At 73.0% G+C, this 12,930-nt stretch carries 13 protein-coding genes; 7 read left to right on the forward strand and 6 right to left on the reverse strand.

Features of this window, described 5'->3' with window-relative positions; genetic code table 11:
- Nucleotides 1–211: 211 nt before the first annotated feature.
- Nucleotides 212–970, reverse strand: a complete 759-nt coding sequence (locus tag IO33_RS0131205) for an SDR family oxidoreductase (RefSeq protein WP_031171154.1) — start codon at nt 968–970, stop codon at nt 212–214.
- Nucleotides 971–1,214: 244 nt separating this feature from the next.
- Here IO33_RS0131205 and IO33_RS0131210 point away from each other — a divergent pair, with 244 nt between their 5' ends.
- From IO33_RS0131210 to IO33_RS0131230, 5 genes are all read left to right on the forward strand, one after another.
- A complete protein-coding gene (locus IO33_RS0131210) occupies nt 1,215–2,531 on the forward strand; it encodes a multidrug effflux MFS transporter (protein WP_031171156.1) in 1,317 nt (438 codons plus the stop codon).
- On the forward strand, nt 2,459–3,652 hold the full coding sequence (locus IO33_RS0131215; protein WP_390981903.1) for a serine hydrolase domain-containing protein: 1,194 nt from the start codon (nt 2,459–2,461) through the stop codon (nt 3,650–3,652). Before IO33_RS0131210 ends, IO33_RS0131215 begins: the two co-directional genes overlap by 73 nt.
- A 38-nt stretch (nt 3,653–3,690) precedes the next feature.
- Nucleotides 3,691–4,686, forward strand: coding sequence for a small ribosomal subunit Rsm22 family protein (locus IO33_RS0131220; RefSeq protein WP_031171159.1), 996 nt, complete (start codon nt 3,691–3,693; stop codon nt 4,684–4,686).
- Between the two features lie 45 nt (nt 4,687–4,731).
- The gene (locus IO33_RS0131225) at nt 4,732–5,361 is read left to right on the forward strand and encodes a TetR/AcrR family transcriptional regulator (protein ID WP_031171161.1); all 630 of its coding nucleotides are present in this window, start codon (nt 4,732–4,734) and stop codon (nt 5,359–5,361) included.
- A gap of 63 nt (nt 5,362–5,424) precedes the next feature.
- On the forward strand, nt 5,425–6,147 hold the full coding sequence (locus IO33_RS0131230) for a bifunctional DNA primase/polymerase (RefSeq protein ID WP_031171163.1): 723 nt from the start codon (nt 5,425–5,427) through the stop codon (nt 6,145–6,147).
- 91 nt (nt 6,148–6,238) lie between these two features.
- Here the strand turns inward: IO33_RS0131230 and IO33_RS0131235 are convergent, their stop codons facing one another.
- The 4 genes from IO33_RS0131235 to efeO are packed head-to-tail and all read right to left on the reverse strand — an operon-like array spanning nt 6,239 to nt 10,462.
- Nucleotides 6,239–7,231, reverse strand: coding sequence for an SCO2278 family lipoprotein (locus IO33_RS0131235; RefSeq protein WP_078963972.1), 993 nt, complete (start codon nt 7,229–7,231; stop codon nt 6,239–6,241).
- Complete coding sequence (efeU, locus tag IO33_RS0131240) at nt 7,191–8,063, reverse strand: iron uptake transporter permease EfeU (RefSeq protein WP_031171166.1); 873 nt, start codon at nt 8,061–8,063, stop codon at nt 7,191–7,193. The genes IO33_RS0131235 and efeU overlap by 41 nt, the downstream gene beginning before the upstream one ends.
- 3 nt (nt 8,064–8,066) lie before the next feature.
- A complete protein-coding gene (efeB, locus tag IO33_RS0131245) occupies nt 8,067–9,320 on the reverse strand; it encodes an iron uptake transporter deferrochelatase/peroxidase subunit (protein ID WP_031171168.1) in 1,254 nt (417 codons plus the stop codon).
- A 2-nt stretch (nt 9,321–9,322) separates the two neighbouring features.
- Nucleotides 9,323–10,462 carry an iron uptake system protein EfeO gene (gene efeO / locus IO33_RS0131250; RefSeq protein WP_031171170.1) on the reverse strand — a complete coding sequence of 380 codons (1,140 nt, stop codon included), beginning with the start codon at nt 10,460–10,462 and terminating at the stop codon, nt 9,323–9,325.
- 137 nt (nt 10,463–10,599) lie between these two features.
- On the opposite strand from efeO, the gene IO33_RS0131255 reads away from it, so the two are divergent.
- Nucleotides 10,600–11,484, forward strand: coding sequence for a hypothetical protein (locus tag IO33_RS0131255; RefSeq protein ID WP_031171172.1), 885 nt, complete (start codon nt 10,600–10,602; stop codon nt 11,482–11,484).
- The gene (locus IO33_RS0131260) at nt 11,477–12,121 is read left to right on the forward strand and encodes a PhzF family phenazine biosynthesis protein (RefSeq protein WP_031171175.1); all 645 of its coding nucleotides are present in this window, start codon (nt 11,477–11,479) and stop codon (nt 12,119–12,121) included. The genes IO33_RS0131255 and IO33_RS0131260 overlap by 8 nt, the downstream gene beginning before the upstream one ends.
- A gap of 34 nt (nt 12,122–12,155) precedes the next feature.
- On the opposite strand, the gene IO33_RS0131265 is transcribed toward IO33_RS0131260, so the two are convergent.
- The gene (locus IO33_RS0131265) at nt 12,156–12,803 is read right to left on the reverse strand and encodes a biliverdin-producing heme oxygenase (protein ID WP_031171177.1); all 648 of its coding nucleotides are present in this window, start codon (nt 12,801–12,803) and stop codon (nt 12,156–12,158) included.
- Nucleotides 12,804–12,930 lie beyond the last annotated feature (127 nt).

Consider the following 12,930-nt stretch of genomic DNA (forward strand, 5'->3'; position numbering starts at 1 on the left):
GCGCACCCCGCGTCCCGCGGGGTCCACCCCCAACTCCGGCCCGGTGGAACGGCCGCCGCCTCCCCCCTCTGATGTGGCCATGGAATCCACGTGCTCCAACTGTGAAGCTATCGTGGAGGAAAGTTGAGCATATGCGCTCGACCGGCCGCAATACCACGGATGTTCAAATTCCGTTTGTGGTAATGAGGTGGGCCCCGTCCCGGATCCGTCCTCAGCCCCGGCCGATGTACGGCATCGCCGTCGCCAGAACCGTCGCGAACTGCACGTTCGCCGCCAGCGGCAGCTCGGCCATGTGCCGCACCGTGCGCGCCACATCGGCCACGTCCATCACCGGCTCCGGGACCACCTCGCCGTTCGCCTGGAGCGCGCCCGTCTCCATCCGGGCCGTCATGTCGGTGGCGGCGTTGCCGATGTCGATCTGCCCGACCGCGATGCCGTACCGCCGCCCGTCCAGCGACAGCGACTTGGTCAGGCCGGTCAGCGCGTGCTTGGTCGCGGTGTAGGCGACCGAGTGCGGGCGGGGTGTGTGGGCCGAGATGGAGCCGTTGTTGATGATCCGGCCGCCCCGCGGATCCTGCTCCTTCATCCGCCGGTACGCCGCCTGCGCGCACAGGAACGCCCCGTTGAGGTTGGTGTCCACCACGTGCCGCCAGGCGTCGTAGGACAGCTCCTCGACCGGGACCCCGCCGGGCCCGAAGGTCCCCGCGTTGTTGAACAGCAGGTCCACCCGCCCGAACCGGTCCGTCGTCGCCACGAACAGCGCGTCCACGTCCTCGGGGCGGGACACGTCGGTGCGCACGGTGAGCGCGGCGGCCTCCGGGGCCAGTGCCGCCGTCGCCTCCAGCGGCTCGGTGCGCCGGCCGGCCAGCGCCACCGACCAGCCGGCCCGCAGCAGCTCCACGGCGACGGCCCGCCCGATGCCGGAACCGGCGCCCGTCACCACCGCGATCTTCGATTGCCTGTCAGTCATGGCTCCGCAGCGTAGGCGGAACATCCGTCATGCGGAATCGGCTGTCCGCCATACGGTTCGGCGGGGATGGCGGCCGGGCCGACCGGCCTCCGCCGTCACCCCGCCCTCGCTCGTGTGCCCCGGCAGTCTGTGCGAGCTGAGAACATGGGGGCCGGCCGTTTCACCAGCCGGCCGCTTCACCCAGCCGGTCGGTGCACCAGCCGGTCGGTCCACGAGCCGGTCGGTCCATCAAGGGAGGGGACAGATGCCCGAGCACGCGGCGGCGCCGACACCGGACACCCACCACTCGCCCACCCCGGACCGGACCTCCACCGCCACCCGCCGCACCGGCCTGCTCGTCACCCTCGTCCTCGGCGGCCTCACCGCGACACCCCCGCTCGCGATGGACATGTACCTCCCGTCCCTGCCCGAGGTCACCACCTCCCTGCACGCGCCCGCCGCCACCGTCCAGCTCACGCTCACCGCCTGCCTGCTGGGCATGGCGCTCGGGCAGCTGGTCGTCGGCCCGATGAGCGACCGCTGGGGCCGCCGCCGCCCGCTGCTCACCGGCCTCGCCGTCTACATCCTCGCGACCGCCCTGTGCGCGGTGGCCCCGGACGTCGCGACGCTGGTCGCCTTCCGGCTCGCCCAGGGCCTCGCGGGCGCGGCCGGGATCGTCATCGCCCGCGCCGTCGTACGCGACCTGTACGACGGGGTGGCCATGGCCCGCTTCTTCTCCACCCTGATGCTGGTCTCCGGGGTCGCGCCGGTCGTGGCACCCCTGATCGGCGGGCAGATCCTGCGGGTGACGGACTGGCGGGGCGTGTTCGTGGTCCTCACGGCCGTCGGCGTGCTGCTCGCCGCGCTCGTCTGGCTGCGGCTGCCCGAGACCCTGCCGCCCGCCGAACGGCACGGCGGGGGAGCCGGCGAGGCGCTGCGGGCGATGCGCCAACTGCTCGCCGACCCGCCCTTCACCGGCTACATGCTGGCCGGCGGCTTCGCCTTCGCCGCCCTGTTCGCCTACATATCCGCGTCCCCCTTCGTCGTCCAGGAGATCTACGGCGCCTCCCCGCAGACGTTCAGTCTGCTGTTCGGCCTCAACTCGGTCGGCCTGGTGGTCGCCGGACAGGTCAACGGCAAGCTGCTGGTCGGCCGGGTCGCCCTGGACAAGGTCCTCGCCACCGGCCTGACGGTGATCGTGCTCGCCGCGACCGCCCTGCTGCTGATGTCCACCGGCGCCCTCGGCGAGGTCGGGCTCGCCCCCGTCGCCGCCGCGCTCTTCGTCCTCATGTCCGCCATGGGCATCACGCTCCCCAACGCCCAGTCCCTGGCCCTGCTGCGCACCCGGCACTCCGCCGGCTCCGCCTCCGCGCTGCTCGGCACCTCCTCCTTCCTCGTCGGCGCGGTCGCCTCACCGCTCGTCGGAGTCGCCGGAGAGCACACCGCCGTGCCGATGGCCCTGGTCCAACTGGCGGGGGCACTGGTCGCGGCGGCCTGCTTCGTGGGAATGTGCCGTCCTTGGGGCACACGTGGAACAGACGTGCGGCACACCTGTGCGGGGCCGGAGGGAGAGCGGAACTGAGCGCACCCAGACTGCGCGCCGACACGCCTGAACGGGCCGGGCTCGACCCCGTCGAGCTCGGGCACCTGGTCGGCGCGGTGCACGCCCTCACCGCAGGCGACCGCCCCTGGGCGGCCGGCGCCGTCGTGCTGGCCGGCCGCGGCCCCGTGATCGCCGTGGCCGAGGCGTCGGGCTGGGCGGTCCGCTACGCCTCCTACGACCCCGAGACCGACACCGGCGTGGAACTGCCGCCCGCCGCCCGGGTCCCGGCCACCGTCGGCACGCCCTTCGACCTGGCCTCCCTCACCAAGCTGTTCACCTCCGTCGCCGCCGTGCAGCAGATCGAGCGCGGCACCCTCGGCATGGACGCCCGGGTCGGCGACTACCTGCCCGACTTCCACGCCGCGGCCGCCCACGGCACCACCGTGCGGCAGCTGCTCACCCACACCTCCGGGCTGCGCCCCGAGCTGCCGCTGTACGACTGCCCGGACGACGCCGCCCGGCTGGCCCTGCTGCGCGCCGAGGCCCCGACCGGCGAGCCGGGCCGCTACCGGTACTCCGACCTGAACATGCTCCTGCTCCAGGCCGTCCTGGAACGCCTCACCGGCCGTGCCCTCGACGTCCTCGTCCAGGACGGCATCACCCGCCCCCTCGGCATGACGGCCACCGGCTTCGCGCCCTGCCCCGGCGCGGCCGCCACCGAGGACCAGCGGCGACCGTGGGCCAAGGCGGACCGCGGGATGCTGCGGGGCGTGGTCCACGACGAGAACGCCTGGGCGCTCGGCGGCGTCGCCGGGCACGCGGGCCTGTTCTCCACCGCCCGCGACCTGGCGGTCTTCTGCCGGACCCTGCTCGCCGGCGGCTCCTACGGGCCCGCCCGCATCCTCGGCCCCGACTTCGTGGAACTGCTGCTGACCCCGCCGGGGCTGGGCTTCGCCGTCGACCAGCCGTGGTTCATGGGCGAACTGGCGGGCCACGGGGCGGCGGGCCACACCGGCTTCACCGGCACCTCGCTGGTCCTCGATCCCAGGACGGACACGTTCCTGGTGCTGCTGGCCAACACGGTGCATCCCCGGCGCAGGGCACCGGACAGCAGACCGAGGGCGGCCCTGGCGACCCTGCTGGCGAGAGCGGTGGTCTGAGGGCCGTCCCAGCACACCGGGCGCCTTAGAATCACCGGGTGAACGACCCCGTATCCCCGGCGGAAACCCTGCGCAGGAGCCTCGCCGAGCTGCTCGACGGACTCCCGCCCAGGCAAGCCGCCGGAGCGGTCGAACGGCTGATCGCCAACTACCGGGGGCAGACCCCCACCCACGCCCCGATCCTGCGCGACCGCGCCGACGTGGCCGCCTACGCCGCCTACCGCATGCCGGCCACCTTCGAAGCGGTCCGCTCGGCGCTGGAGGCGTTCGCGGCGACCGCGCCCGACTTCACGCCCCGCAGCCATGTCGACGTCGGCGGCGGTACCGGCGCCGCCACCTGGGCCGTCACCGCCACCTGGCCCGGCGAGCGCGGCGTCACCGTGCTGGACTGGGCCGAGCCCGCGCTCGCCCTCGGCCGGGAGATCGCCGCCGCCAACCCCGCCCTGCGCGACGCCCGCTGGCAGCGCGCCCGGATCGGCGCCGACCTCACCCTGGCGGACACCGACCTCGTCACGGTGTCGTACGTCCTCAACGAGCTGTCCGAGCCCGACCGCGCCGCGCTCGTGGACGCCGCCGCGGCCGCCGCGCAGGCCGTGGTGATCGTGGAGGCCGGCACCCCGGCCGGTTACGCCCGCGTCATCGAGGCCCGCGACCGCCTCGTCCGCGCCGGACTCCACGTCGTCGCCCCCTGTCCGCACAGCGCCGCCTGTCCCATCGAGCCCGGCAAGGACTGGTGCCACTTCTCCGCCCGGGTCAGCCGCTCCTCCCTGCACCGCCAGGTCAAGGGCGGCACCCTGCCGTACGAGGACGAGAAGTTCTCGTACGTCGTCGCCACCCGCCTGCCCGCCGGGCCGGCCCCCTCCCGGGTGGTCCGCCGCCCGCAGATCCGCAAGGGCCAGGTGCTGCTGGACCTGTGCGAGGCCGACGAACGGCTGTCGCGCACGACGGTCACCAAACGCCACGGCTCCCTGTACAAGGCGGCCCGGGACACCGAGTGGGGCGACACGTGGCCGCCCGGGGAGCCGTCCGCGTAGGCGCTCCGCCCCTGGGGGCACGGCCGTGCTTGTTAACGTCTGGGCATGGTCAGCAAGCCGCCCCCCGACGCCACCCGCCGCAGCGAGAAGTCCCGCAGAGCGATCTACGCCGCCGCCCTCTCGCTCGTCGGCGAGGCCGGGTATCCCAGGACCACCGTCGAGGGGATCGCCGCCCGGGCCGGCGTCGGCAAGCAGACGATCTACCGCTGGTGGCCGTCCAAGGCGGACGTCCTGCTGGAGGCGTTCCTCGACCTCTCCCGGCAGGCGGCACAGGAAGCGGGCCAGGAGCCGTACGCCATCCCGGACACCGGGGACCTCGCCGCCGACCTCAAGGCCGTGCTGCGGCTCACGGTGGACCAGCTGCTCGACCCGCGCTTCGCGGCGCCCTCCCGGGCGCTGGCCGCCGAGGGCCTCGTCAACGAGCCGCTCGGCCGCGAGTTCGTCACCAAACTCCTCGAACCCCAGCTCCAGCTGTACGTCGACCGGTTGCGCGCCGCGCAGGACGCCGGGGAGGTACGGGCCGGCGTCGACTGCCGTATCGCCCTGGAACTGTTCGTCTCACCGCTCGCGCAGCGCTGGCTGCAGCACACGGGGCCGATCTCGTACGACTACACGGACACCCTCGTCGAGTACGCGTTGCACGGAATCGCATCCCAGCCACCCCGAAGCGCATGAAGATGGGACGATAAGGCACACTGTCCGCACACCAGCGAGGCGACCACCAGACTGCGGGGATAGATGAGCGCGACGTTCGGCGGCCGGTCGGGCCGGCAGGGCAAACTCTCCCAGTGGCTGCTCGGACGGCGCCCGAAGGAGGCCGCCGACGACGGCGGACGGGAGACCCTGCTGCTCGCCGCCGCCGCGGCGGGACTGCCGCTCGCCCCCGCCGCGCACCCCGCCCCCGGCTACCGCTGCTCCTGCGACCGCGTCGGCTGCCCCACCCCGGCCCGGCACCCGGTGTCGTTCGCGTGGCAGACCCAGTCCACCACCGACCGCGCCCAGATCGAGCGGTGGGCCCGGCACCAGCCGCAGGCCAACTTCATCACCGCCACCGGCATGGTCCACGACGTGCTCGACGTCCCGCTGGAAGCCGGGCGGGAGGCCCTGGAGCGGCTGCTCTCCTCCGGTGTCGAGGTCGGTCCGGTCGCCGAGAGCGACGACGGCCGCATGCTGTTCTTCACCCTCACCCGCGGCACCCCCGACGACGAGGACGAGTGGTGGCCGTGCGAGCTGGACTGCCATCCCGAGACCATGGACGAGCACCCCGGGCTGCGCTGGCACTGCCGCGGGTCGTACGTGCTCGTGCCGCCCGCGCGGCTGCCCGGTGACGATCAGCGGGTGCGCTGGGCGCGGGGGCCGGAGCACCCGCTGCCGGACCCCCTGAGCCTGCTGGAGGTGCTCACCGACGCCTGTGCGCGCTTCTCCGGCGCCGAGGGCGTGGCCTGGCCGTTGCGGCACTGAGCGCGGCACGGGACGGCGGGGAAGGGCCGTGTGGCGGCTGCGGGTTCGTGATGGCTGCTCGCGCGGTTCCCCGCGCCCCGAGGGGCGCGGCTCACTCCCCTTGTGCCGAAGTGAGCCCCGGCACCCGGCCCAGCAGTGACACCCTGCCGCTCCCCGCCGGGTCCAGGGCGATCTCCGCCGACATGAACTCCAGGGTCAGCGACTGCTTCACCTCGCCCTCGGTCAGGGCCCGTACGTCCTTGTTCGGGATCGGCACGGTGGTGCCCGGGGCGGAGGTCTGCTTCTCGTAGTGGTGCGTGGTGAAGAACACCAGCGCTCCGCCGTCCGCCGTGCGCAGCGCCAGCGGGGCGTAGTCGCCGCTGGTCAGCGGGCGGTCGATGAACTGCGTGACCAGGCCCGGCTTGCGGGCCCGCCCGGCGCGGTCCGCGCGTTCGCCGCTGGTGTACCGGCCGTCGGCGAAGGTCTTCCCGCCCTTCTTCAGGTACGCCGCGTAGTCCGCACTGAGCTTTCCGGGCGCGACGGCGAGCTGCGCGGAGTCGGCCGGTACCGCCTCGGCCCAGCCGTCGTCGTCCGTCCTGAACTCGGGTACGGCACCGGGCGCCACGAGGGTGACGTACGCCACCCGCCAGTGCTCGCCGAGGCCGTTGCGGGTGAACACCATCAGCCAGCGTTGCCTGCCGGTCTTGTTGCCCTGGGCGTCGGCGACGAACCAGCGCGGCCAGCCGGCCTTCTGGGGGATCGTGATCTTCACGTCCGACAGCTTCAGCGGCACGTACCGCGGGTTGCCGGACGGGCTGTTGGCGTGCCCGGCCTTCAGCCGTGCGGCGGTGATGTCGCCGAACGGGCCGGTGAGATAGGGCGCGTCCAGGGAGCTGTCGTAGGCCTTGTCGGCCTTGTTGTACGCGGTGGTGAACGCGGTGAGCGCCTTGGCGGCCTCGGCGCGGGTGGCGGCGGGGAGCACCTCGCGCTCCCCGTGCACCACCACGCATCCGCTCGCCGTCAGCGACAAAGCGGTCAGCGAGGCCGCTATGAGTGCGTTCCGGTCACGCCTGCGGAGCCTGCGCGGGCTGCGATCCCTGCTCATCGGGTCCCTTCACCTTCCCCTTTCCGGAGGCGAACCCTACCGGGGCGAGGAAGATCGTGAGCGTCGGGATCAGGTACAGCAGCCACACCGTGACCTGGAGGACCGTCGGGTCGGGCTGGAAGTTGAGGACGCCCTTGAGCAGCGTGCCGTACCAGCTGTCCGGCGGGATGGTGTCGCTGATGTCGAAGGCCAGGTGCGTCAGCCCGGGCAGCCAGTCCGCCTCCTGCAGGTCGTGGAAGCCGTACGCCAGCACGCCCGCCGCGACGACGACCAGCATGCCGCCGGTCCAGGTGAAGAACTTCGCCAGGTTGATCTTCAGGGCGCCCCGGTAGAACAGCCAGCCGAGCAGGACGGCCGTGGCGAGGCCGAGGGCGACCCCGACCAGCGGACGCGGGGTGCCGTCGCTCGCCGCGTGCACCGACGCCCACACGAACAGCGCGGTCTCCAGGCCCTCCCGGCCGACGGCCAGGAACGCGGTGGCGACCAGCGCGCCCGTGCCCAGGGCGAGGGCCGCGTCCAGCTTGCCGTGCAGCTCCGACTTCAGGTGCCGGGCGGTGCGCCGCATCCAGAACACCATCCAGGTCACCAGGCCGACGGCGACGACGGACAGCGAGCCGCCGAGCGCCTCCTGCGCCTCGAACGTCAGCTCCTGGGAGCCGAACTGGAGGGCGCAGCCGAAGCCCATCGCGATGGCGATCGCGGTGCCGATCCCCATCCAGACCGGCTTCAGGGCGTCCCTGCGTCCCGTCTTGACCAGATAGGCGATCAGGATGCAGACGACGAGCGACGCCTCCAGGCCCTCGCGCAGGGCGATGAGGTAGTTGGAGAACACGGGCTACGCCTCCTTCGAGAACAGCGTGCGGCCCCACCAGTCGCCGGCGTCCCGGACGCCGGGCGGTACCGCGAAGACCGCCGAACCCACGTGCTGGATGTACTCGTTGAGCGCGTCGTGGGCGGACAGCCTGCGCTGCAGCGGGATGAACCCCTGGCGCACGTCCCGCTGGTAGGCCAGGAAGAACAGGCCGGCGTCCAGGCGCCCGAGGCCGTCGGTGCCGTCGGTGAAGGAGTAGCCGCGACGCAGGATGGTGATGCCGTCGTTGGAATCGGGATGCGCGAGCCGGACGTGCGCGTCGGGCTTCATCGCCTTCAGGAACGGCTTGTCGTGCTCCTTGGCCTTGCCGACCGGCGCTCCCTCGCGCTTGTCGCGCCCGAACACGTCCTCCTGCTCCTGCAGGGAGGTGCGGTCCCAGGTCTCGATGTTCATCCGGATGCGCCGGGCGACCAGGTAGGACCCTCCGGTCATCCAGTGCGGCCCGTCCCCGTCGGCGGCCCACACGAACTTCTTCAGCCGGTCGGTCTCGGTGCCCGCGATGTTGCGGGTGCCGTCCTTGAAGCCCATGAGGTTGCGCGGGGTCTGCGCGTCCGGTGTGGTCGACGAGGTCTTGCCGAAGCCGAGCTGCGACCAGCGGATGGCGACCTTGCCGAAGCCGATGCGGGCGAGGTTGCGGATGGCGTGCACGGCCACCTGCGGGTCGTCCGCGCAGGCCTGGACGCACAGGTCGCCGCCGGTGCGGGCCGCGTCCAGGTTGTCACCGGGGAACTTGGGCAGGTCGACCAGGGCCGCCGGCCGCTCGTCCTTCAGGCCGAACCTTTCGAACAGCGAAGGCCCGAACCCGATCGTCAGCGTCAGCCGGGACGGCTTGAGCCCGAGCGCCTCGCCGGTGTCGTCCGGCGGGGCCTCGGCGAGCCCGCCGTACGCGCCCTCGCCGACCGGCTTGCCCGCGGTCATCCGCCGGGCCGCCGCCGTCCAGTCCTTCAGCATCTGCACGAACTCGGCGCGGTCGTCGGTCTTCACGTCGAACGCGGCGAAGTGCAGCCGGTCCTGCACCGGGGTGGCGATGCCGGCCTGGTGGGCGCCGTGGAACTCCACCGCGCCGCCCGCCTCGGCGGCCACCGGGTCCACGTCGTCGCCCGCTTTGGCCATGGCCACCGCGCCCCCGGCCGCCGCGGCCCCGAGCGCGAGCCCGGCACCGCCCCAGCCGATCAGCGCCCGGCGCGAGGGACTGCTGCTGCCGTTGGTGTCGGTCATGGTCACTTCACCACCGCGGCGGCGAGCTTGGACAGCGGCTCGGCGAGCGCGTTCACCGCGTCCGACAGCTCCTTGCGCTGGTCCTTGGTGACCTTGTCGTAGGAGACGAAGTCGTAACCCGTCTTGTCCGAGCGGTACTTGTCGAGCAGCGTGTCCAGCGCGGCGAACTGCTTGTCCAGTTCCGCGGTCAGCGCCGGGTCGTTCTTCGCGGCGACCGGCTTCAGCAGCTCGTACGCCTTCTGCGCGCCCTCGACGTTGCCCTTGAAGTCGACCAGGTCGGTGTGCGCGTAGCGGTCCTCCTCACCGGTGACCTTGCCGGTGGCGACCTCGTCCAGCAGCTCCTTGGCGCCGTTGGCCATGGAGGTCGGGGTGATCTCGGCCTTGCCGACCCGGCCCTGCCAGTCCTTGAGGTCCTTCACCAGCTGGTCGGCGAGGCCCTTCTCCGCGGCGCCGATCTTCTTGTCCTGCCAGAGGGCCTTCTCCAGCCGGTGCCAGCCGGTCCACTTCTGGCCGTCGTCCAGGCCGTCCTCGCGGACGTCGACCTTCGGGTCGATGTCACCGAACGACTCGGCGACCGGCTCGGTGCGCTCCCAGCCGAGGCGGGAGAGCCCGTAGGCCTTCTTCGCGGCCTCCAGGTCGCCGTCCTTCACCGCCTTCACGAAGGTCTCGACCCGCGGCAGCGTCTCGTCGGCCTGGTCCTGGGCGTACTGCCGGTACCGGGCGACGGCCTGGTCCAGCCTCGGGTCGCGCTGGGACGCCGCGGTGCCGGAGCCGGTCACGGTCAGCTTCTGCCGGACGCCGTGGCCCTTCATGCCGGGGCGGCAGGCGATCTCGTACGATCCCGCCTTCACCTCGGCGGTCAGCGTGTACCGGGTGCCGGGCCCGATGTTCTCCTTCTCGGAGACGATCCGGTCGTCCGGGAAGAGGATCTCGACCTCGGTGGCCTTGGCGCCCTTGTTCTCTATCTTCAGCGTGACCTGGCCGGCCGGGACCGACGTGGCGGAGGTGTCGCACTTCGAGTCGGCGGCGGTGACCCGGATGGCGTCGCCGTCCTTGGCGTCGCTCTTCGCGGTGCAGGCCGAGAGGGCGGTCAGGGCCGCCACGGTCGTGGCGGCGGTGACGGTCAGTCGGGCGGCTCGCATGCGGGCTCCTGGCGGATCTGGTGTGGTGAGGCTGGCCTAACTTACCTGAGGCTTACCTCACCCATACCCCCCGGGGTGGTGATTCAGATCTCAAAAGAGTTCGCGGGGCGGCGGGCGGCGATGGGAGGGTGACCGGCATGGGGAACGCGCGCAGGGAGTTGCTGGGAGCCGGCCGGCTGGTGCTGGACGTCCAGGGCCGCCCGGGCCCGCCGCCGCTCCGCTTCGAGACGGCGGACGGCGGCAGGCTGCTGCTGCGCCAGGACGGACGACCGCTGATGCTCGGCCGGTCGGTGGGCACCTGCTGCCCCGACCTGCACCTGCACCGCCTCGACGGCTACCGCTCGCCGCTGCCGCCCCCGCGTGCCGCACGGCAGCGGTCGGCCGTCAACTGGCCGCACGAGTACGCGCGCAGGCTGGAGGAGGCGACCGGGACCCCGCTCGCCGACGGGCGCTGGGAGCTGGCCCTGTGCACCGGCTTCCCGCCCGGCATCTGGGACGAGGACTTCGTGCGCGAGTGGCCGGGCGGCAGCCTCGGGCTGTACTGCGGCGGCGGCTGGCACGGAGTCGTCCCGCTGCGCCCGCTGTCGCCGCCGGACTCCGGCCGGGTCAAGGCCTACCGCAGACTCGTCCGTGAGCGCACGATCGCCCCGGTCCTGCTGTGGTGGGTGAGCTTCCTCGACGGCTGGCTCCTCCTCGACGGCCACGACCGGGCGGTGGCGGCACTGGCGGAGGGGCGGACGCCGGAGTGCGTCCAGCTGACGCGGCTGCCCGACGCCGACACGCTGGGGCGGAGCGCCGAAACGGTCGTCCAGGCGCACGAACACCACATGGAGCGGCTCGCGGCGCGCCCCCCGGGGCCGGGTGTCGAGCGCCAGCGGGCCACCCTGGAGAAGGCCCATGGCGACACCCTCGCCGAACTCCCGTACGCCGTCGTGCCGACCGGCACCCACCCCCTTGCCGGCGGCGCCCCCGCCTGGGACGCGCTCGCCGCCGCCGCGGTGTTTCAATTCCCCTGTGACTGACTACGACGTACTCCGTGTCTTCTGCGGACCGAACGGCGGTTACGGCAACGAACTCGGTGTCGTCCGCGACGGCTCGGTACTGCCCGAGCAGGCCGAGCGGCAGGCGCTGGCGGCCAAACTGGGCTTCAGCGAGACCGTGTTCGTGGACGACCCCGAGCGCGGTGTGATCGACATCTACACACCCACCCTGCGGCTGCCCTTCGCCGGTCACCCCTGCGTCGGCACCGCCTGGCTGCTCGACGTGCCCGAGCTGGTCACCCCCGCCGGAGTGGCCGGCGCCCGTCTGGACGGCGAGTTCAGCTGGATCGAGGCGCGTGCGGAGTGGGCACCGCCGCGCACCCTGCGCCGGTACGCCACCGCCGCCGAGGTCGACGCGCTCGACGTGCCGCCGCCGGGGGAGTGGCTCTACGCCTGGGCCTGGGAGGACGAGGCGGCCGGCCGGATCCGCGCCCGCGCCTTCCCCGGACGCGACGACGGCATCGACGAGGACGAGGCCAGCGGCGCCGCCGCGCTGCTCCTCACCGACCAGCTGGGCCGCGCCCTGAACATCACCCAGGGCAAGGGCTCCCAGATCCTGACCGCCCCGCAGCCGCACGGCTGGGTGGAGATCGGCGGCCGGGTGTTCCTGGAGCGCTGAGCGCGGCCTCGCGCCCCTCGGCCGGGTGCGCGCGTCAGGCGCTCAGCGGGAACTCCTCGCCCAGGGCCCGGAAGACGGCGGTGTTCAGGGCGAACGCCCGCGTGCACTCCGCCGCGACCCGCTGTTTCTCCAGGTCGTCCGCCCGTATCGCGTCCAGCAGCTCCCGGTAACCCCGCTTGAACGCGGCGGGGTTGGAGATGTCCTCGAAGACGTAGAAGCGGACGCCGTCGCCCTTCTTCGGCAGGCCCCAGGCCCGCTCGGCCCGGTCCCGGATGACCTGCCCGCCGGACAGGTCGCCCAGGTAGCGGGTGTAGTGGTGGGCGACGTATCCGCCGGGCCAGCGCTCGGCGCACTCCCGGATCCGGTCCGCGTACGCCCGCGTGGCCGGCAGCGCGCCCAGTCCCTCCCGCCACGCGGGACCCCGCAGATGCGCCAGGTCCCGCTCCAGCGCGCCCAGCCGGAACAGCTCGGGCCGGACGAACGGCCCCGCCACCGGGTCCGCCGCCAGCCGCCCGGCGCCGCTCTCCAGCGCCTCGTACACGAACCACAGCTGCTCGGTGTAGCGCGCGTAGGCGGCCACGCCCAGCCGGCCACCGAGCAGGTCGCTCATGAACGACGAGCTCTCCGCCTCCCGGTGCGCCTCGTGGGACGCGGTGCGGATGAGGGTCGAGAACGACTCCATGGCCACTCCTCGGTTTTCCGACGTCCTGTCGGTAAGTTTACCGACAGGACGTCGGAAAAAACGTCAGGAGGGCGAGAGCGCAGCGAAAAGCCCGCCCTCCGAAGAGAGCGGGCCGGGCCGGGCGCGG

Origin of the sequence: Streptomyces durhamensis, assembly GCF_000725475.1 — a bacterium.
Lineage (GTDB): Bacteria > Actinomycetota > Actinomycetes > Streptomycetales > Streptomycetaceae > Streptomyces > Streptomyces filipinensis.

Excerpts from the sequence above, each read along its gene's own strand:
- IO33_RS0131205 (WP_031171154.1), bottom strand. The coding sequence starts at position 970 with ATGACTGACAGGCAATCGAAGATCGCGGTGGTGACGGGCGCCGGTTCC.
- IO33_RS0131210 (WP_031171156.1), top strand. The coding sequence starts at position 1,215 with ATGCCCGAGCACGCGGCGGCGCCGACACCGGACACCCACCACTCGCCC.
- IO33_RS0131225 (WP_031171161.1), top strand. The coding sequence starts at position 4,732 with ATGGTCAGCAAGCCGCCCCCCGACGCCACCCGCCGCAGCGAGAAGTCC.
- IO33_RS0131230 (WP_031171163.1), top strand. The coding sequence starts at position 5,425 with ATGAGCGCGACGTTCGGCGGCCGGTCGGGCCGGCAGGGCAAACTCTCC.
- IO33_RS0131235 (WP_078963972.1), bottom strand. The coding sequence starts at position 7,231 with ATGAGCAGGGATCGCAGCCCGCGCAGGCTCCGCAGGCGTGACCGGAAC.
- efeB (WP_031171168.1), bottom strand. The coding sequence starts at position 9,320 with ATGACCGACACCAACGGCAGCAGCAGTCCCTCGCGCCGGGCGCTGATC.
- efeO (WP_031171170.1), bottom strand. The coding sequence starts at position 10,462 with ATGCGAGCCGCCCGACTGACCGTCACCGCCGCCACGACCGTGGCGGCC.
- IO33_RS0131255 (WP_031171172.1), top strand. The coding sequence starts at position 10,600 with ATGGGGAACGCGCGCAGGGAGTTGCTGGGAGCCGGCCGGCTGGTGCTG.
- IO33_RS0131265 (WP_031171177.1), bottom strand. The coding sequence starts at position 12,803 with ATGGAGTCGTTCTCGACCCTCATCCGCACCGCGTCCCACGAGGCGCAC.